The sequence below is a fragment of the Paucibacter sp. DJ2R-2 genome, from assembly GCF_025717675.1.
In the GTDB taxonomy this organism is placed as follows: Bacteria; Pseudomonadota; Gammaproteobacteria; order Burkholderiales; family Burkholderiaceae_C; genus Paucibacter_A.
This window is the reverse complement of the sequence record NZ_JAJIRT010000002.1, coordinates 30514-49555: the sequence shown is the minus strand read 5'-3', so window position 1 is coordinate 49555 and position 19042 is coordinate 30514. Positions and strand designations below refer to the sequence as shown.

Annotated in this window: 15 protein-coding genes; 8 read left to right on the top strand and 7 right to left on the bottom strand. The window is 67.0% G+C overall.

Features of this window, described 5'->3' with window-relative positions; all coding sequences use genetic code 11:
- Positions 1-266 precede the first annotated feature (266 nt).
- Positions 267-1187 carry an EamA family transporter RarD gene (rarD, locus tag LNV28_RS07385; protein WP_263518206.1) on the bottom strand — a complete coding sequence of 307 codons (921 nt, stop codon included), beginning with the start codon at positions 1185-1187 and terminating at the stop codon, positions 267-269.
- 211 nt (positions 1188-1398) lie between these two features.
- Between rarD and LNV28_RS07380 the strand changes: the two genes are divergently transcribed.
- Positions 1399-3339 (top strand): CocE/NonD family hydrolase, encoded by a 1941-nt coding sequence (locus tag LNV28_RS07380; protein WP_263518205.1) that lies wholly within the window; start codon positions 1399-1401, stop codon positions 3337-3339.
- Between the two features lie 6 nt (positions 3340-3345).
- Here LNV28_RS07380 and LNV28_RS07375 read toward each other — a convergent pair whose 3' ends face one another.
- A complete protein-coding gene (locus LNV28_RS07375) occupies positions 3346-4158 on the bottom strand; it encodes a pseudouridine synthase (protein ID WP_263518204.1) in 813 nt (270 codons plus the stop codon).
- 150 nt (positions 4159-4308) lie between these two features.
- Here LNV28_RS07375 and LNV28_RS07370 point away from each other — a divergent pair, with 150 nt between their 5' ends.
- Positions 4309-4719: a hypothetical protein gene (locus tag LNV28_RS07370; protein WP_263518202.1), complete on the top strand. Its 411-nt coding sequence runs from the start codon at positions 4309-4311 to the stop codon at positions 4717-4719.
- A gap of 9 nt (positions 4720-4728) precedes the next feature.
- Here the strand turns inward: LNV28_RS07370 and LNV28_RS07365 are convergent, their stop codons facing one another.
- Positions 4729-5133, bottom strand: a complete 405-nt coding sequence (locus LNV28_RS07365; protein WP_263518200.1) for a YchJ family protein — start codon at positions 5131-5133, stop codon at positions 4729-4731.
- Between the two features lie 34 nt (positions 5134-5167).
- Here LNV28_RS07365 and LNV28_RS07360 point away from each other — a divergent pair, with 34 nt between their 5' ends.
- Entirely contained in the window at positions 5168-7645 is a 2478-nt protein-coding gene (locus LNV28_RS07360; protein WP_263518198.1) for a UvrD-helicase domain-containing protein, read from the top strand.
- 105 nt (positions 7646-7750) lie between these two features.
- Here LNV28_RS07360 and LNV28_RS07355 read toward each other — a convergent pair whose 3' ends face one another.
- From LNV28_RS07355 to LNV28_RS07345, 3 genes are all read right to left on the bottom strand, one after another.
- A complete protein-coding gene (locus LNV28_RS07355) occupies positions 7751-9730 on the bottom strand; it encodes a PhoX family protein (RefSeq protein WP_263518197.1) in 1980 nt (659 codons plus the stop codon).
- 200 nt (positions 9731-9930) lie between these two features.
- On the bottom strand, positions 9931-10569 hold the full coding sequence (locus LNV28_RS07350) for a 2-dehydro-3-deoxy-6-phosphogalactonate aldolase (protein WP_263518195.1): 639 nt from the start codon (positions 10567-10569) through the stop codon (positions 9931-9933).
- A 14-nt stretch (positions 10570-10583) separates the two neighbouring features.
- A complete protein-coding gene (locus LNV28_RS07345) occupies positions 10584-11606 on the bottom strand; it encodes a 2-dehydro-3-deoxygalactonokinase (RefSeq protein ID WP_263518193.1) in 1023 nt (340 codons plus the stop codon).
- Between the two features lie 153 nt (positions 11607-11759).
- On the opposite strand from LNV28_RS07345, the gene LNV28_RS07340 reads away from it, so the two are divergent.
- From LNV28_RS07340 to LNV28_RS07320, 5 genes are all read left to right on the top strand, one after another.
- The gene (locus LNV28_RS07340) at positions 11760-13529 is read left to right on the top strand and encodes an IlvD/Edd family dehydratase (RefSeq protein ID WP_263518192.1); all 1770 of its coding nucleotides are present in this window, start codon (positions 11760-11762) and stop codon (positions 13527-13529) included.
- A 21-nt stretch (positions 13530-13550) separates the two neighbouring features.
- Positions 13551-14342, top strand: coding sequence for an SDR family NAD(P)-dependent oxidoreductase (locus LNV28_RS07335; RefSeq protein ID WP_263518191.1), 792 nt, complete (start codon positions 13551-13553; stop codon positions 14340-14342).
- A gap of 2 nt (positions 14343-14344) precedes the next feature.
- Positions 14345-15361, top strand: a complete 1017-nt coding sequence (locus LNV28_RS07330) for an SMP-30/gluconolactonase/LRE family protein (protein ID WP_263518189.1) — start codon at positions 14345-14347, stop codon at positions 15359-15361.
- A 115-nt stretch (positions 15362-15476) separates the two neighbouring features.
- The gene (locus LNV28_RS07325) at positions 15477-16703 is read left to right on the top strand and encodes a LacI family DNA-binding transcriptional regulator (protein ID WP_263518188.1); all 1227 of its coding nucleotides are present in this window, start codon (positions 15477-15479) and stop codon (positions 16701-16703) included.
- A gap of 91 nt (positions 16704-16794) precedes the next feature.
- Entirely contained in the window at positions 16795-18249 is a 1455-nt protein-coding gene (locus tag LNV28_RS07320; protein WP_263518186.1) for an MFS transporter, read from the top strand.
- Between the two features lie 77 nt (positions 18250-18326).
- Here the strand turns inward: LNV28_RS07320 and LNV28_RS07315 are convergent, their stop codons facing one another.
- Positions 18327-18971 (bottom strand): hypothetical protein, encoded by a 645-nt coding sequence (locus LNV28_RS07315; RefSeq protein WP_263518184.1) that lies wholly within the window; start codon positions 18969-18971, stop codon positions 18327-18329.
- Between the last annotated feature and the right edge of the window lie 71 nt (positions 18972-19042).

Sequence of the window (19042 nt, the reverse complement as noted above, 5' to 3'; positions counted from 1 at the left end):
GTTGGTCCGGTGTTGGCTCCGACATCACATTCGCTTCGCGAATATGAGTCTCGCCGCAATTGCGTTGTCGGAATCCTCACGTACAGGAAGTACGTTCCGGTTCCTGCGCTCCGTCCGCCTCGACCAGAGGCCGAGTCCTTCGCTAGGCAGATCCAGTCCTCAGGACTGGATCAGTCCGAGCTCAGCCTAGCCTGACAGCCGCTCGCTACGAAAATTCTCAAGCTCTAAGCTGCGCTGGGGGGGGGCTGTGTCCCGCCGCTTTGGTTTCAGTTCGTGGTGGCGGAAACCTGGCGGCTTCGAAGCAGGCCTTCGATGCTGTAAATCGCCAATGCCGCCCAGATCAGGCCAAAGCCGACCAGACGCGTGGCCGCAAAGGGCTCGTGATAGAGCCAGACGCCCAGCATGAACTGGATGCTGGGCGAGATGTACTGCAGCAGGCCCAGTGTGGCCATGGGAATGCGGCGCGCGCCGGCGGCAAACAGCAGCAAGGGCGCGGCGGTCAGGGGGCCGGCGAACAGCAACCAGAGCAGGGTGGAGGGCGCTTCGGCGCCTTGCGCCAGGGCGCTCTGGCCCTGCCAGGTCCACCAAGCCATGGCGGCAGCGGCCAGAGGGGCGAGCAGCAGGGTTTCCAGGGTCAGGCCTTCCAGCGCACCGAGCGGGGCAATCTTGCGCAGCAGGCCGTAGACGCCGAAGCTGGCCGCCAGCACCAGTGCCACCCAGGGCAGGCGCCCGGTCTGCAGCGTCAGCCAGAGCACGCCGGCCGCGGCCAGGCCCACGGCCAGCCACTGCAGCGGCCGCGGCCGTTCGTGCAGCACCGCGAATCCCAGGGCCACATTGACCAGGGGGTTGATGAAATAGCCCAGGCTGGCGTCCAGCACATGGTCGTTCTGCACCGCCCAGACGTAGGTCAGCCAGTTCACCGACAAGAGCAGGGCCGAGAGCAGAAAAGCCGCCAGCACCTTGGGCTGGCGCAGCACCTGGCCCAGCCAGGCCCAGCGCTTGAGCACCGCCAGCACGCCCAGCAAGAACACCAGGCACCAGAGCGTGCGGTGGGCCACCACCTCCAGCGAGGGCACTTGAGCGATCTGCTTGAAGTAGAGCGGGAACAAGCCCCAGAGGGTGTAGGACAGGGCGGCGAAGAGCACGCCGCGGCTGAGACTGTTGGAAGGGCTGCCGCTGCTGTTCATGCCCCATTGTCGGCCCGAAGTTTGGGTCTCTTGCTGCCGTCGATCGGGAAACTCTGCTCGGGCAAACACGGGGTGCGCAGCTTGGATGTCACGTGGCCCAATCGCGGCAGCCGTGGCGCGCCGCCCGCGGGGGTCAGGTCTTGCGACAGCTTGCCTTGACGCCCGCAATTGAGCGCGCTGGCACCTCATTTTTGTCATTCAAGGCCAGACCATGCTCCCTCGTTCACTTGCCGCTGCACTGATCCTCGGGCCCATCCTGCTGAGCCCGGGGGCCGTTCAAGCCCAGGCCCCGGCGCCGACCTCCGCCGGCGCCGCCGCGCCCTACGACTTCAAAGCCAACTACACCAAGTACGAATACCGCATCCCGGTGCGCGACGGCGTGCGCCTGGCCACCACGGTCTACGTGCCCAAGGACAGCAGCAAGAAGTACCCCGTCCTGATGACGCGCACGCCCTACAGCTGCGCGCCTTATGGCTCCGACCGCTACAGCGGCCGCCTGGCGCCCAGCGAGGATTTCCTCAAGGCCGGCTACATCCTTGTTTGCCAGGACGTGCGCGGCCGCAATATGTCCGAAGGGCGCTTCGTCGAGATGACGCCCCATGTGCCGAACAAGAAGAGCAAGAACGATGTCGACGAGAGCAGCGATATGCACGACAGCGTGCAGTGGCTGCTCGACCATGTGGCGGGCCACAACGGCCGGGTCGGCATCTGGGGCAATTCCTATCCCGGCTTCTACAGCGCGGCCTCCATCATCGATTCGCACCCGGCCATCAAGGCCGCCTCGCCGCAAGCGCCCATCGCCGATTACTACAAGGGCGACGACGGCTACCACGGCGGCGCCTTCATGCTGGCTCACAACTACGGCTTCTTCACCAGCTTCAAGCCCCAGCCCAACCCCACCTCCGAGCCCTCGCGCTGGGGTGATTTCCGCTACAGCAGCGGCGATGCCTACAACTACTTTCTTAAGCTGGGCAATCTCAGCACTATCGCCAAGAGCCTGGGCACGCCGGGCAACCCCTACTTCAACGACCTGATCGAGCACGACAGCTACGACGAGCACTGGAAGCCGAAATCCATCACCCCGCATCTGAACGGCATCCGCGCCGCCGTGCTGACCGTGGGCGGCTGGTTCGACGCCGAGGACCTGCCGGGCCCCTTGGCCATTTACCGCAGCATCGAAACCCGCAACCCCGGCATCAGCAACCAAATCGTCATGGGCCCCTGGCGCCATGGCGGCTGGTTCCGCACCGCGGGCAAGTCCCTGGGATCCGTGGGCTTCGGCGGCAACAACAGCGAGTACTTCATGAAGCAGGTGATGCTGCCTTTCTTCGAGCAGCATTTGCGCGGCCAGGGAGAGGCAAAGATCGCTGAAGCCACCATGTTCGAAACCGGCAGCAATGTCTGGCGCCACTACCCGGCCTGGCCGCCGGCCGAGGCGAAATCGCGTCGCCTCTATTTCCAGGCAGGCGGCAAGCTGGATTGGCAGTTGCCGGCTGCAGCTGCAGGCACCGAGGCAATGGATCGTTACGTCAGCGACCCCAGCAAGCCCGTGCCCTTCACCAGCTATGCCGCCCAGGGCATGCCCGCCGAGTACATGGTGGGCGATCAGCGCTTCGCCGCCACCCGGCCCGATGTGCTGGTCTACCAGACCGAGGTGCTCGATCGTGACCTGACGGTGGCCGGCCCGATCAAGGCTCGGCTGTATGTGTCCACCACCGGCAGCGACAGCGACTTCATCGTCAAGCTGATCGACGTCTACCCGCACGACATGGAAGACGAAAGCCCCTCCGGCCCGCCGCCCAGCGACGTGCCCCCGCCGCGTCAGACCCTCAACAGCTACCAGCAGCTGGTGCGCGGCGAGCCGCTGCGCGCCCGCTTCCGCAAAGGCCTGGACAAGCCCGAGGCCGTGGTGCCCGGCGAGGTCATGGCCCTGGACATCGAGCTGCCCGACGTCAACCACAATTTCCGCCGCGGCCACCGCCTGATGGTCCAGGTGCAAAGCAGCTGGTTCCCCCTGCTGGACCGCAACCCTCAGCGCTTTGTGCGCATCAAGGACGCGGCACCCGAGGATTTCCAGCCGGCCACGCAGACCTTGTTCCGCTCGGGCGAGCGGGCGTCGCAGCTGGAGATGCGGGTGATCGAAGGGCCCTGATCGGCCTTAGCCTGGTTGCATCAACTCGGCTTGCTCGGCCGAGCCCGCCCAGGGCTGGCCGTCCATCTTGCGCCAATCCCCGCGCGCCATCAGTGCTCCCCACTCCGGCCCCGGCGCTGCGCGCAGCTGCAGCGCCTCTCCAGTCCATGGGTGCCGGATGTTCAGCTCCAGCGCATGCAGCCACAGCCGCTGCTCGCCCAGAAAGGCGGCCACGGCGCGGTTGTGGGCGCCTTTGCCGTGGGTGGCGTCGCCGATGATGGGGTGGGCGATGTGCTTGAGGTGGCGGCGGATCTGGTGGCGGCGGCCGGTCAGTGGGCGGGCTTCGAGCAGGCTGTAGCGGCTGGTGGCAAAGCGCGGGTCCAGGGCCAGAGGCCATTCCACCCGTGCCAGGGCGCGCCAGTCGGTGCGTGATTCCAGCAAGGCTTGGCCGGCCGAGGGCAGCTCGGGGTCGCGGGCCAGCGGGTGCTCAATGCAACCTTCGTTCGTCGCCGGCCAGCCGCGCACCAGAGTCAGGTAGCGCTTGCGTGCCTGGCCCTGTTCAAAGGTCTGGCCCAGCAGCGAGGCGGTGTCGCCATCGAGCGCGAACAAAAGCAGGCCCGAGGTGCCGCGGTCCAGGCGGTGCGCGGGCCAAACCTGGCGGCCCAGCTGGTCGCGCAGCATCTGCAGAGCAAAGACCTGCTCCTGTGCCGCCAGCTGGCTTCGGTGCACCAGCAAGCCGGCGGGTTTGGCGATGGCGACGAGGTGCTCGTCGATGTGGATGATCTGCAACATGGAGGGGGTGAGTATTACCGGCTCCGAGGTGGCCAGGCCCGGGTGCATGGCGATTTCTTCACTCGGACAGCGCTGTAAAGCCCGGAACCCCACTTCGGGGGGTGTGGTGTTGCCGCGCCGCGGTCGAAACAATGCTGTCACACGCCGAATTCATCATCCCTCTCAGTGCCAACCCTAGGTACCAAGGAGACCAAGACCATGCCTCAAATCTTCCATGTCGGATACCGCTCGCCCTGGGTCAGCACCGTGGCTTGGGTCTTGATGTCGCTGGGCCTGGCCGGTCTGGCTTTGCTGGGTTACTGGTTGGGCAGCGGCGTGGGTTCGGGCCTGCCCAGCTTGCGCAGCTGGTTGGGTCTGGGCCTCTTGCTGGCAATGGCCGGCAGCTCGGCCGCCGCGCTGGTCGGTGGCCAAGGTTTGCTGCGCCGCTATGAATGGGCGCGTCGGCTCTGCCTGGGTTTGCTGGCCTGCTTGCTGCTGGCCTCGCCGCTGCTGCTTTGGGTGACTGGATCGCACTTGGTGTTGGCAGCTTTGTGCCTGGCCTGGAGTGCCGCCCTCCTGTGGACGGTACACACCCTCAACACCCGCAGCGTGCGACAGGAATTTGCTTGATCGGCCGCTTCAGCTGAGCTCGCCGTCCAGGTAGAACCACACCCCGTTCTCGCGCACAAAGCGGCTGCGCTCCTGCAGGCGCTGGGCCCGTCCGCCGAGCTTGCAGCGGGCCACGAACTCCACCCAAGCATGGTCAGCGTCGAGCTCACCATGCTTTTTTACGTTCAGGCCCAGCCACTTCAGGCCCGGCTCATTGGCTGACAGCTCGGCGGGCCGCGTGCTGGCGTGCCAAGTCGCTTGCAGATAAGCCAGCTCGTCGCGCACGAAGGCGCTGTAGCGCGAGCGCATGAGGGCCTCGGCGCTGTCTGCGATCAGCTCGCCGCTGGCAGCAAAGTGGGCATGGAGGCGGCCGCAGCAAGCGGCGTAGCTGGCGGCATGGCCGCAGGGGCAGGGCAGGTCTTCTGGCGCATTCATCGGCCGCATGATGCCGCAAACCTAAAATGCCACGATGAACATGCCCCACGACCCGCGCCCCGAAGCCCCGCCCGAAGAACTGAACGAGGATTTGTTTGCCGAGGCCGAGTTCGCGGCAGAGGTCGTGCCTGAGCCCCTGGTCCAGCCCCAAGCCAGCGGCCTGCTCAAGAACCTCAACCCCGAGCAGTACGCCGCCGTGACCCTGGGGCAGGAGCCGGCCCTGATCCTGGCCGGCGCCGGCTCGGGCAAGACCCGGGTGCTGACCACCCGCATCGCCTGGCTGATGCAGACCGGCCAGCTGACACCGGGCAGCGTGATGGCCGTGACCTTCACCAACAAGGCCTCCAAGGAAATGCAGACGCGCTTGGGCGCCATGCTGCCGGTGCAGGTGCGTGGCATGTGGATCGGCACCTTCCACGGCCTGTGCAACCGCTTCCTGCGCGCGCACTGGAAGCTGGCCGGCCTGCCGCAAGGCTTCCAGATCCTCGATGCCTCCGATTCCGTCTCGGCCATCAAGCGCGTCATCAAGGCCATGAAGCTCGATGAAGAGCGCTTCGTGCCCAAGCAGGTCAGTTGGTTCATCGCCGGCGCCAAGGAAGACGCGCAGCGCCCCGGTGACATCGAGCCGCGCGACGAGCAGACCAAGACCCTGATCGAGATCTACAAGGCCTACGAGGACCAATGCCAGCGCGAAGGAGTGATCGACTTCGCCGAGCTGATGCTGCGCTCCTACGAGCTGATGCGCGACAACCCGGCCGTGCGTGACCATTACCAGCGCCGCTTCAGCCACATCCTGGTCGACGAGTTTCAGGACACCAACAAGCTGCAATATGCATGGCTCAAGATGTTCGCGCCCCCGGGCCGTGGCCAGGGGGTGATGGCGGTGGGCGACGACGACCAGAGCATTTATGCCTTCCGCGGTGCGCGGGTCGGCAATATGGCCGATTTTGAGCGCGAGTACCGCGTCAAAAAGGTCATCAAGCTGGAGCAGAACTACCGCAGCTTCTCCAACATCCTCGATTCCGCTAACGAGCTGATCAGCCGCAACAGCCGCCGCCTGGGCAAGACCTTGCGCACCGATGCTGGCGCCGGCGAGCTGGTGCGGGTGTTCGAGGCGGCCAGTGATTTCGCGGAAGCCCAGTGGCTGATCGAGGAGGCGCAAGCCCTCCATCGTTCGGGCATCGATCGCAAGGAAATCGCCGTGCTCTACCGCAGCAATGCGCAGTCACGGGTGATCGAATCGGCGCTCTTCAATGCCGGCATTCCTTATCGTGTGTACGGCGGCCTGCGCTTCTTCGAGCGGGCGGAAGTGAAGCATGCGCTCTCCTACCTGCGCCTGCTTGAGAACCCCAACGACGACACCAGCTTTTTGCGCGTGGTCAATTTCCCGACCCGCGGCATCGGCGCGCGCGCCATTGAGCTGTTGCAGGACGCCGCCCGCATGTCCGGCCGCAGCCTGTACCAGAGCGTGGGCGCGGTGGCCGGCAAGGCCGGCAGCAATCTGCAGGCCTTCACCGGCCTGATCGACTCGACCCGCAATCTGACCCAAGGCCACACCCTGCGCGAGATCATCGAGCAGATCCTCGAGATCTCCGGCCTCAACGAGTTCTACCGCAACGACAAGGACGGCGCCGAGCGCCTGGAGAACTTGGGCGAACTGATCAACGCCGCCGAAGCCTTTGTCACGCAAGAGGGCTTCGGCAAGGACGCCGTGGCCCTGCCGGTCGATGAGTTGTCGCCCGGCGCCATCTCGGAGGGCTTCCCCGCCGCCGTGGCGCCCGCCAACTTCACGCCCGATGCCGAAACCGGCGAGATCATGTCGCCCCTGGCCGCCTTCCTGACCCATGCCTCGCTGGAAGCCGGTGACAACCAGGCGCAGGCCGGCCAGGACGCCGTGCAGCTGATGACGGTGCATTCGAGCAAGGGCCTGGAGTTCGACGCGGTCTTCATCACCGGCCTGGAAGAAGGCTTGTTCCCGCACGAGAACTCCATGTCCGACAGCGACGGCCTGGAGGAAGAGCGCCGCCTGATGTATGTGGCCATCACCCGCGCCCGTCAGCGCCTCTACCTGGCCTTCAGCCAGACCCGCATGCTGCACGGCCAGACCCGCTACAACGTCAAGAGCCGCTTCTTCGACGAGCTGCCCGAGGCCTGCCTGAAATGGCTGACCCCGCGCAACCAGGGCTTCGGCTCCGGCTTCGCCAAGGAATACCAAAGCGCCTGGGAGCGCGGCTCGGGCCTCAAGTCCATGGTCGGCGCCGGCCGGGTCGAAAAGCCCGCCTACGACACCACCCCTGTGCCCAAGAGCATGAAGCAGGCCGCCGCCCAGAAGGTGGCCGACGAGCATGGCGGCCTCAAGGTCGGCAAGGGCGTGTTCCACACCAAGTTCGGCGAGGGCGTCTTGCTAACCCTGGAAGGCAGCGGCGCCGATGCCCGCGCCCAAGTCAACTTCGGCCGCCACGGCATGAAGTGGCTGGCGCTGTCGGTGGCCAAGCTGACGCCGATCGATTGATCGACGGGTCTGCCGCGGCGCCGCCCAAAACAAGAAGGCCCGCTTGCCAAGGAGGCAAGCGGGCCTTTGTTTTGCACTCTCCAAGCGGCACGAGGCCGCAGGGGATCAGAGCTTGTTCAGCTTGATGCTGGTGGCTTCGGCCGTCAGGTAGCCGACGGCGGCTCCGAAACGGTCCTTGTAGTTGGCGCGCACCAGCGGGTCCAGGGTGGCTTGAACCTTGCTGTGCAGGCTGGCGCTCCAGTCGCCAGGATGCTGGAAGTTGCTGGTGATGTAGGTCCAGCCGTTCAGATCGTCGACCACGCCCAGGCCAGTGGCTTCGGCACCCGAGGGCATGGACACCAGACGGCTCAACACCTTGGTGTCGACGTTGTAGGCCCAGACAAAGTTGTTGACGTGGTAGCCGCTGTCTTCACCGATGAAGAGGGTGCGCAGCTTTTCCGAGAACTTCAGGTTGTCCGGAGCGCCGATCTTGTCGGGGTTGGCCAGATTGCCCAGGGCATCGGCGGCGATGTCTTCGCCGACCAGCAAGGCCTTGGTCAGGCTGGGCACCCATTCGCTGCTGATGGCTGCGCCGGCAGTGTCCTTCTGGCCACCGCTCAAGGTGTGAGCCAGCACGGCGCCGGCGTTGACGGTCTTGTCGATCACCACGCCGTAGTCCGGGTTGTTGGCGGCATTGCCCTTGACCATGGAGCTCTGCATGTTCTGCAGGGCCGAGTAGGCAATCTTGTCCTTGATGTTGACCGTCGTGCCTTCCATCTTGGTGAAGGCCATGCTGCCGCCCATCAGGGCTGCATAGCGGTGAGTTTCCAGGAAGGCGGCGGCCTTTTCCATGCCGGGCTTGAGCTTGACCCACTGCACCTTGCCGCTGAAGTAGATCTTGGTGAAGCTGGCGTCCTTGGGGTCCACCGTGGCCACATCCATGATGTCGGTGGGCTTGAGCGTGTCGGCCAGCTTCTTGATCTCGGCGCTGGTGGCAGAGCCGAGCTTGATCCAGGTCAGCGCGGCGCCAGCAGCGGCCGGGTCGATGGAGAAGCCGGCGCCGACCTTGGCGACGTACAGGGTACCGGCAGACAGATCCGCTTCCTTGTCGGCCACGAACATGAAGAAGCCGCCGTTGGTGGCGTCATCGCCCATGATGGCGGTGCGCTTGTCCGGCATCACTTCGATCAGCTCGTGCGAGATGCGGCCCAGGCAGTAATGCTTCTTGATGCTGCCGGTGCCGTCGGGGTTGACCGTCACTTCGGGCATGTGGCCGTAGTGGTAGGGGTTGGCCTTGGTTTCGTCGCCGAACAGGTTCTTGCTGAAGGCCTTGAACATGGTGTTCGAGGCAATGGTGAAGGCATCCGGCTCGTACTCTTCCGAGGACAGATGGGTGCCCCAAGGCGACAGGCTGGAGCCGCAAGTGATCCACAGGCCGTTGGCCGAGGAGGTGTCGACGTTGTGGTACTTGACCAGGCTCAGCTTGCCGGTGGTCTGGTCTTGGTCCAGGGTCAGCACGGCGATGGGCGAGGGCAGCTTGCCGTACATATCGGTCTTGCCGTCTTGCGCCCAGGTCGTGTATTCGAATTGCACGACGGCGAACACCGCCTTGCCCTTGATGCCGGTGACCGTGGGGTTGGCCACGCTCAGCAGCGAAGTGCCATCGGGCGAGTCCGAGAAGAACTGGCGATCCTTGCCAGCCACGGTCGTGTCGATGATGGGCTTGTTGTTGATGTCGTAGTAGCTGCCAGCCTGGATGGTGCCGCCCTTGCCGTCCGGCACGGCGTCGCCGGTCAGGAAGAAGGCTTGGTAAGCCAGCTTGAAGCTTTGCTTGCTGCCGTTGGACAGGCTGACGTCGAGCGTGGACGCCACCGTGGTGGTGGCCATGGCGGCAGGCTTGCTCAGGTCGAGGGCAGCCATGGCGGTGAAGGCCGCGGACACGTAATTGACCGGCACCGGCACGGGCGTGGGCGCCGGGAAGTCATCATCGCCACCGCCGCAGGCCGTCAGGCTCAGGCTGGCGCCGAGGCCGCCCAGGGGCAGCATCAAGGGGGTGCTCAGAAACTTCAGGGCCTGGCGGCGGGAGGTTTGGGGAGTTTTGGACATGTCAGAACTTCAGTCAAAGGGGGTGGAATCTCGGCCCTGCCTCTGGGTTCGGCTGCTGGTCAGCGCAGACCTAGGGGAGGTGCTTGCAGCCCGGACTGTAAAAAAGTGACATGTCAGCCTGATGACCGCCGGGGCGCTGGGCGCCCCTGTTTTGTGACAGTCCGCTGAGTCGTCGCCAGGCTGTCATCAGGCGGTTCGCCTCAGTCCGCTGAGGCGTTCCAGGCGCTCACCAACTCTCTCGACCGCTCCCCCACCACGCTCGCGCTGTCACCCGCGCGGTAGATCGCCGAGCCCAGGCCGGCGCCTGTGGCACCGGCGCGGCGGTAGGCCGCCAGGTTGTGCAGGCCCATGCCGCCGACCGGGTAGATCAGGGCCTCGGGCAAGACCGTGCGCCAGGCCCGCAAGGCCTCGGGCGGCAGCGCGTCGTTGGGGAAGGCCTTGAGCGCATGGGCGCCCGCGCGCAGAGCGGCAAAGGCTTCGCTGACCGTGGCCACGCCGGGCATGGTCCACAGGTCCAGGGCCACGCTGTGGCGCACCAGATCCGGGTCCAGGTGCGGAGAGATGGCCAGCGTGCCGCCGGCCTCACGCAGGGCGTCCGCTTGCTCGGGCCTCAGCACCGTGCCGGCGCCCAGATGGGCATCGGCCGGCAAGGCCTGGCGCATCAGGCTCAGGGCTTGCAAGGCACCGGGGCGGTTCAGCGGCACCTCGATCAGGCGCAGGCCGGCCTCATACAGGGCCAGCCCGACCTCGGCCGCTTCTTCGGGCTGCAAGCCGCGCAAGATGGCCACCAGGGGCGGGTAGGCGGGCGTGGGTGCAAAGGGGTTGGGGTTCGCTTTCATCGCGGTCCTTTCAATCATTCGCCCAGGCCTTCGAGCGCACGCAGCGCGGCCAGATGCGCTTCGCGCGGATCCAGGCATTGCAGGCTCAGGCCCAGTCGTTCGGCTGCGCGCGCATACCAGGCGCAGAGCCGCGCCTCGCCCACGGCCAGCAAGGGCAGGGCGCGCAGGGTGGGCTGGCGCCGCAACTGGCCCAGCTCGCTGCCGATCAGCAGGCCCGAGAGGCGGGCCGCGGCCTGCAGGCGCATCTCGTCCACTGCGCTGCCCGGCCGCCGGGCCGGCGGTGCCAGCAAGGCCTCGGCGCGCACGCGGAAGAGCTGGGCCAGCAGCGATGAAGCTTCGTCCTGCGCCCAGTCCACGCCTTGATCAAAGCCTTGCTGGGCCAGCGGGTGCTCGAGCAGGGGCAGGGTGCTGTCGATCAGGCTGCCCAAAGCGCCTTGCTGGCTCAGCAGGCGGAACAGCTCGCCGGTCATGAAAGTCTGGAAGCTCAGCACCTGAGCCAGGCCCCGATCGCTGCGCAGATGGGCCCATTTGCTGTGCGTGCCGGGCAGGATGAACAGGGCTTCATCGCCCGCCGCCGTGCCGCTGGCTTGCCAATGCCGCCAGGCGCCCAGCAGCTGGGTTTCTTCGCCGCGCATCACATCGGCCGGGCCGGCTTCGGGCAGCTGGCTCAGGCCGGGCAAGAGGCGCAGGCGCGGCGGCTCGGCGCACACCATGCGGGCGGCGGGCCAGTCCAGATCCAAGGCCTGCGCGCCCAGCTGATCCAGCGCCAGGGGCACCGGCAGGTAAGGCGCTTCACGCCAACCGAGGCGGCTGCCGATCATGCCGGACAGCCACACCGTGCGCGGGCCCAGGCGCAGCCAGTCGCCGATGAAGCCGGTCAGCTCGGCGCCGAAATCGCGGCGCAGCCCGGGCTTGCAGTTCAGCGCGGCGTGCAGCACGCCGGCCTGGTCGTGGCGCTCGGCCAGCAGCTGGCCGTTTTCATCAAGCGCATAGGCGCGCCGGCTGCTGCTGCCCCAGTCAATTGCGATACATCTCATCGTAAACCCCAGTCTGTTCACGGGCCTTGGCCCTTGTCATGCAGCGCGAAGCTGCGCACAATGAGATAACGTTAACACATTGCAATCACAACTGTCCTGAAGGCGGGTGTGGATGCGTTCAAGAACAAGCTCAAGCAGCAAAGGCGGCCCCGCATGTCGGACGATTCGAACAGCAACAACAACAACGACAACGACAACCAATTCAAGAAACCGGCGCGCCGCTCCCAGCACTGGTTCGGTGGCAACAGCAAGGACGGCTTCATCCACCGATCCTGGATGCGCAACCAGGGCCTGGGCAGCGAGGCCTTCGACGGCCGGCCCATCATCGGCATTTGCAACAGCGGCTCCGACCTTGTGCCCTGCAACGCCCATTTCCGCGGCCTGGTCGACAAGGTGCGCGAAGGCATCCTGCAAGCCGGCGGTGTGCCGCTGGAGTTCCCGGCCATGGCCCTGGGCGAGAGCAATCTGCGCCCCACGGCCATGCTGTTCCGCAACCTCGCCGCCATGGAGGTGGAAGAGTCCATTCGCGCCAACCCCATGGACGGCGTGGTGCTCATGGTCGGCTGCGACAAGACCACCCCGGCCCTGCTGATGGGCGCGGCCAGCGTCAACCTGCCCACCCTGGTGCTCTCGGGCGGCCCCATGCTCAACGGCCGTTACCGCGGCCAGGCCATCGGCTCGGGCACCCATGTCTGGAAATTCTCCGAGGCCGTGCGCGCCGGCCAGATGAGCGAAGCCCAGTTCCGCAGCGCCGAGGCCTGCATGTCACGCAGCGCCGGCCACTGCATGACCATGGGCACCGCCTCCACCATGGCCTGCATGGTCGAAGCCCTGGGCATCGCCATGCCCGACAACGCGGCCCTGCCGGCCGTGGACGCGCGCCGCCACGAGCTGGCCCGCCAGGTCGGCCGCCGCATCGTCGCCCTGGTGCAAGAGAACCGCCGGCCCAGCGACATCCTGACCCGCGAGGCGTTTGAAAACGCCATCCGCGTCAACGCCGCCATCGGCGGCTCGACCAATGCCGTCATCCACCTGCTGGCCCTGGCCGGCCGCTTGGGAGTACCGCTGAACCTGGACGATTGGGACCGCCTTGGCCGCGACGTGCCCACCCTGGTCGACCTGCTGCCCGCCGGCCGTTTCCTGATGGAAGAGTTCTGCTACGCCGGCGGCCTGCCCGTGGTCATGCGCCGCCTGGCCGAGGCCGGCCTGCTGCACCGCGAGGCGCCCAGCGTGGCCGGCGGTGCCATCGGCCCGCACATCGAGGCGGCTGAGTGCTTTGACGACGAAGTCATCCGCCCGCTCGAGCGCCCCGTGGTGGCCCAGGGCGGCATCGCCGTGCTGCGCGGCAATCTGGCGCCCGATGGCGCGGTGATCAAGGTCTCGGCCGCCTCGCCGGCTTTGATGCAGCACACCGGCCGCGCCGTGGTGTTCGAGACCATCGAGGACTACAAGGCCCGCATCGACGACCCCGCGCTGGACATCGACGCCAGCTCCATCATGGTGCTCAAGAACTGCGGCCCCAAGGGCTACCCCGGCATGGCCGAGGTCGGCAATATGGGCCTGCCGCCCAAGCTGCTGGCGCAAGGCGTGACCGACATGATCCGCCTCTCGGACGCGCGCATGAGCGGCACCGCCTACGGCACCGTGGTCCTGCATGTGGCGCCCGAGGCCGCGGCCGGCGGCCCGCTGGCCCTGGTGCAAAGCGGCGACCTGATCACCCTCGATGTGGCCGAGCGCCGCCTGCATCTGCATGTGGACGAAGCCACGCTGGCCGAGCGCTGCAAGGCCTGGGCGCCGCCGCCCAAGCCGGCCTCGGGCTGGGCCCGTTTGTATGTGGACCATGTGCTGCAGGCCGACAAGGGCGCGGACATGGACTTTCTCGTCGGCCAGCGTGGCGACCATGTGGCGCGCGAATCCCATTGATCTGAGCCACCCGCGATGAACATGAGTATTGATTCCCCATCTTCCGCCGCCATCCCGCTGGCCAGCTACCCCAGCCTGCGCGGCCGCGGTGTCCTCGTCACTGGCGGCAGCTCCGGCATTGGCGGCGACATGGTGCGTGCCTTTGCCCGCCAGGGCGCGCGCGTGGCCTTCACCGGCCGCAATGCCGCCTCCGCCCAGCAGGTGCTGGATGACTGCAGCGGCGCCACCTACAAGCCTTTGTTCCTACGGTGTGACATGAGCGATGTGGCCCAGCTGCGCGATGCCGTGGCCGAGGCCGATGCCTGGACCCTGGGCCTGAGCGTGCTGGTGAACAACGCGGCCGATGACAACCGCCACGCCTTTCTCGAGGTCACGCCCGAGTACTTCGACAGCCGCGTGGCCATCAATCTGCGTGCGCATTTCTTCGCCGCGCAAGCAGCCCTGCCCAGCCTGCAGCGCCACGGCGGCGGCAGCATCATCAACCTCGGCTCCACCAGCTGGAAGAACAAGGTGGCCGGCTACGCCGCCTACGCCACCTGCAAATCGGCCATGACCGGCCTGACCCGCAGCCTGGCGCGCGAGTTCGGCCCCGCCGGTGTGCGCGTCAACACGCTGACCCCCGGCTGGGTGATGACGGACAAGCAGCTCAGCACCTGGGTCGATGCCGAGGGCGAGCGCGCCATGGACGAACACCACTGCCTGCCCGGCCGCATCGGCGGCAGCGATGTGGCCCAGCTGGCCCTGTTCCTGGCGGCCGACGACAGCCGCATGATCACCGCGCAAGAGTTCGTCATCGACGCCGGTTGGACTTGAACATGAGCGCGCAAGCCAACAGGCCCGATACCTTGCCGCGCTACAGCGCTCGCTGCCTCTGGCCGGCCGAATGCCAGCTCGGCGAAGGCCCGCTGTGGCTGGCCGATGCGGCCCAAACCTCGGCCGGCCGACTGCTCTGGCTGGACATCCACGGCGCCGCCGTCCACGGCCTGGACTTGCCCGCGGGCCAGCGCCACCGCTGGGCCTTGCCCTGGCGCGTGGCCTGGCTGATCGCCAGCGAAGGCGCTGACAGAAAAACGGAGGAGGGCGTCTTCCTCGCCGGCCGTGTCGATGCCGTGCTGCGCCTGCGCCTGTGGCCGCAGCTGGAAGTGCTGGGCCCCGGCCTGCCCATCCATGAGCCCGCAGCCCCGGGCCAGGGCCTGCGCTTGAACGACGCCAAGCTCGACCCCTGGGGCCGGGTCTGGTTCAGCGGCCTCTACGAGCCCGACCCCAGCCAGCCCCGCGCCGAGCTGCTGCGCCTGGACAGCCGCGGCCAGCTGCACACCATGGACCGCGGCTACCGCATCGGCAACGGCCCTTGCTTCAGCCTCGACGGCCGCACGCTCTGGCATGCCGACAGCGGCCTGGGCTGCGTCTGGGCCTATGCGCTGGATGAAAGCGGTGAACTGCAAGGCGCGCAGCAAGGCACGGCGCCGCGCCGCCTCTGGCGCCAGTTCCCGCCCGAAGAAGGCGTGCCCGACGGTATGTGTGTCGATGCCGAAGGCGCGCTCTGGATCGCCCACTGGGGCGGCCACCGCGTCACGCGCTACAGCCCGCAGGGCGAGCCCCTGGCCCGCATCGATCTGCCCGTCAGCCAGGTCACCAGCTGCAGCTTCGGCGGCGTCGATGGCCGCCAGCTCTTCATCACCAGCGCCCGCACCGGCCTCAGCGAAGCGCAGCTGGCGCGCGAGCCCCTGGCCGGCGGCCTCTTCGTGGCCGATCTGCCGGTGGCCGGCGCGCCTGTGGGCCGCTTTGCCTTCGATGCGGTGGCCCTGCGCGCGGGCACGCCTTGGGCATGAACACAAGTCGCTTTTCCTCCGGGGTGGGCGCGCCAGGCTTGGCGCGACAATCCCGCCCGCCAGGCCTCGCGCTCCGCGCGGCGCCGGGCCCGCGTCCATTGAGGGAGAGAAAAGCATGTCAACGATGAAGAGCAACAAGCCTGTTCCGAAGCGCCGCGCGCCGCGCGAAGGCGAAGCGGCTGCGCCCGCCGTTTCACCCGCTGCACCGGCCGCAGAGCCCACCCAGTCCGGCCGCATCACCGTCAGCGACATCGCCGCCCGTGCCGGCGTCTCGGTGATGACGGTCTCGCGTGCGCTCAGCGGCAAGGGCTATGTGGCCGAGGCCACGCGCGAGCGGGTGCTGGCCATGGCCCAGGCCATGGGCTATGTGGCCAATCTGGGCGCCAAGGCGCTCAAGGGCGGGCGCACCCATGTGCTGGGCCTGCTGGTCACCGATTTCGAATCCCCCGTGGTGGCCGCCATCATCAACGCCATCAGCCGCGTGGTGAAACAGGCCGGCATGGACTTGATCATCTACGACATCGCCCCCAACGAGGGCGGCCAGGCGCGGCCCGAGGTGGTGCCCTTGCTCAGCAGCTTGTGCGATGGCCTGCTGCTCATCCTGCCCGGCCAGCATGCCGAGCAGCTGGAGCATTTCCAGCGCACCGAGCTGCCCGTCGTGCTGGTCAATTACTGGCGCGCGCCCACGCCGCTGCCGGTGGTGCGCGCCGACAACTACGAGGGCGCCTACGCCCTCACGCGCCACCTGCTGGACCTGGGCCACCGCCGCATTGCCTTTGTGCGCGGCACCGCCTACTCGGGCCAGAGCCAGGAGCGCGAGCGTGGCTTCGCCGCGGCCCTAGGCCATGCCGGCCTGGCGCCTGCGCCCGAGCTGGTGGTGGAGGGCAACTTCGGCCAGCGCTCGGGCTTTGAGCAAGGCCTGCAGCTGCTGGACCTGGCCGAGCCGCCCACCGCCGTGTTCTGCGCCAATGATTTGATGGCCCTGGGCCTGCTCGACGCCGCCCGTGCCCGCGGCCTGCAGGTGCCCAAGGACCTGTCCCTGGTCGGCTTCGACGACATCCCCGCCGCCGCCCACACCCACCCAGCCCTGACCACCGTGCAGCAAGACTATGAGCAGCTGGGCGGCAGCGCCGTGCGCCTGCTGCTGCAGCAGGTCGAGGCGGGTGTGCAGCGCGGCATCCGCGTCGAGCTGCAGAGCAGCCTGGTGATCCGTGAATCCACTGCGGTGCCGCCGGCGGCCAAGGCCACGCGCGGCGCTTCTGCTTCCTCGTCTTCGTCTTCAACCACCGCTGCGCGCAAGGTGGCTTCCGCTCCTGCCCAGCCCGAACGCAAAAAACGTTAGGCCGCCCAAGCAACACAGCACAGCGCAGCGCCACGATGCGGCGTGCGGGGCGGCCTGTTCTTCAGCTCTCTTTTGTCCCTGCCCCCCGCTCATGAGTTCCTTGCCCACGCCCGCGTCGTCGTCTGCGTCACCGCCCACCGTGTCCTCGGGCCCTGTGCCTGGTGCTACCAACTGCCGCGATCGCTGGCGCAATCATTGGACGCAGAGCCGCTGGAACAATGGCACGCTCGTCTACGGCAGCTCGGGCCTGGTGCTGCTGTTTGCCCTGCTGCTGCTCGGTGATTTCGCCTGGAGCCTGAAGGAGCGGGCTGTCACGCCCGTGGCCCAGGTGCTGTTGAAACAAATGCAGGCCAGCGATTTGTTCATCGCCCTGGTCGTGGGCTCGGTGCCGGCCGGCCTGGGCCTGCTGCTCGGGCCCATCGTCGCCGTGCGGTCTGATCGGCACCGTGGCCGCTGGGGCCGGCGCATCCCGTATCTGTTTCTGCCCACGCCCTTCATCGTCGTGTCCTTGGTGGGCATGGCCTTCACGCCCGAGCTCGGTGCGGCGCTGCACGGTGTGCTGGGCGGGGCTTCACCCGGTGAGCGCGTCTGCGCGCTGATCGTGTTCTCGCTGATGTGGAGCATCTTCGAGGTGGCCTCCGTCACCGCCAATGCCGTGTTCGGCGGCCTGATCAATGACGTGGTGCCGCCCACCCTGGTGGGCCGCTTCTACGGCCTGTTCCGCGCCACCAGCCTGCTGGCCGGCATGGCGTTTACCTTCCACCTGATGGGCCGCGCCGAGCAGCACTTTGCGGCCATCTTCATCGGCATCGCCCTGATCTACGGCCTGGGCTTTGCGCTGATGTGCTGGCGTGTGCGCGAGGGCGAGTACCCGCCGGTTGAAGAGGCGCCGGCTGCGCACGATGCCCCTGCCGGTGGTGGCGCCCTGGGCCGCTATCTGCGCGAGTGCTTTACTCAGCCTTATTACCTGTGGCTGTTCCTGGCCATGACCCTGGGCCTGGTGGCCGGCAACCCGGTCAACAGCTTCGGCGTGTTCTATGCGAAACATGTGGGCCTGGGCCTGGACGGTTATGGCAAGTACCTGGCCCTGACCTACGCCATCTCCCTGCTGCTGGCCCTTCCCGTGGGCTGGCTGGCCGACCGCTGGCACCCGCTGCGCGTGGGCCTGGCCGCCATCACCGCCTACGGCCTGGCCATGCTGGCCGCCGGCAGCCTGGTGCGCGAAGGCGGCCAGTTCGCCCTGGCCTTTGTCTTGCACGGCGTGCTCTCGGGCATCTACCTCACCGGCACCGCCGCCCTGGGCCAGTACCTGTTCCCACGCACCCGTTTCGCCCAGTTCCAGTCCGCCATGAGCCTGATGGCCGCCCTGGGCTATATGGTCGTGCCCCCGCTCATGGGCGCCTGGCTCGACGCCACCGGCAACGAGTACCGCCACACCTTCATCGCCAGCGGCGCCCTGGCCCTGGCCGCCGCGCTGGCCTTTGTGATGGTGCACCGACATTTCCAGCGGCTCGGCGGGGCGGGGGGGTATCGGGCGCCGGAGTGAAGTCAGACGAAGCGGCGCACGGGTCGCGCAAGTCGCACTGGCGCTGCGGGCGCAAGCCCTTCGGCGGGAGGCCTGGCTCAAGGTTCTTGGGCGGGGCCCACGAGCATGCGCAGGTATCTGCTGAAGTTCTCGACTGAGAACTCCACCGTCCCCAACAACTCACCCTCAAAAATGAGGCCCTCGTGCCAGTACGCGACTGGCAGCTTAAGGGGGACGGGGTGAAGGTGTGCGTTCAGCGTGACGGCCGGCTCGTTGGGAGCATGGCTCTGCCGGCTCGGCAGGATCGCAAGGGTTCCCAGTCCTTCTTCCATCTCCATGAAGCGTGGGAGAAGCTTCCTGCATTCCTCTCTGTACGGGATCGGGCTCGTCATCGGGATTCGTGCTTCGGGCGTGAGTGCGTTGTGATGAGCCAGCACTGCCGAATCTTTGAGAAAAACAAAGTACTGAGCGCCGACTGGGTGCCCAGTGAAGAAGCCGAACTCAATGTGGCTGCCAGTCGCGACACCTTTGATGCCATCAAGGATTCGCGCCGAGTAGCGAGTCCCACAGTTGGCCCCAGATGGCGCCGTGATGGTTTCGGCTGCTTCTATCTCGAGTTGGGCGATGGCTGTGCTGTGGCGCGCGGCCTGCGGGAAATCGAAACGAATGCTGAGGGCATGGGCGCCTTGAGCCCAAACCAGTGCCAGCGTCGCAGACCACAAGTGCTTGCTGTTGAACTTCAAGGATTTCTTCCCCGTCTGATGCCTAGCCAAAAGGTCGTCGCAGAGTAGATAGGGCCTTGAGATTTAAGGCC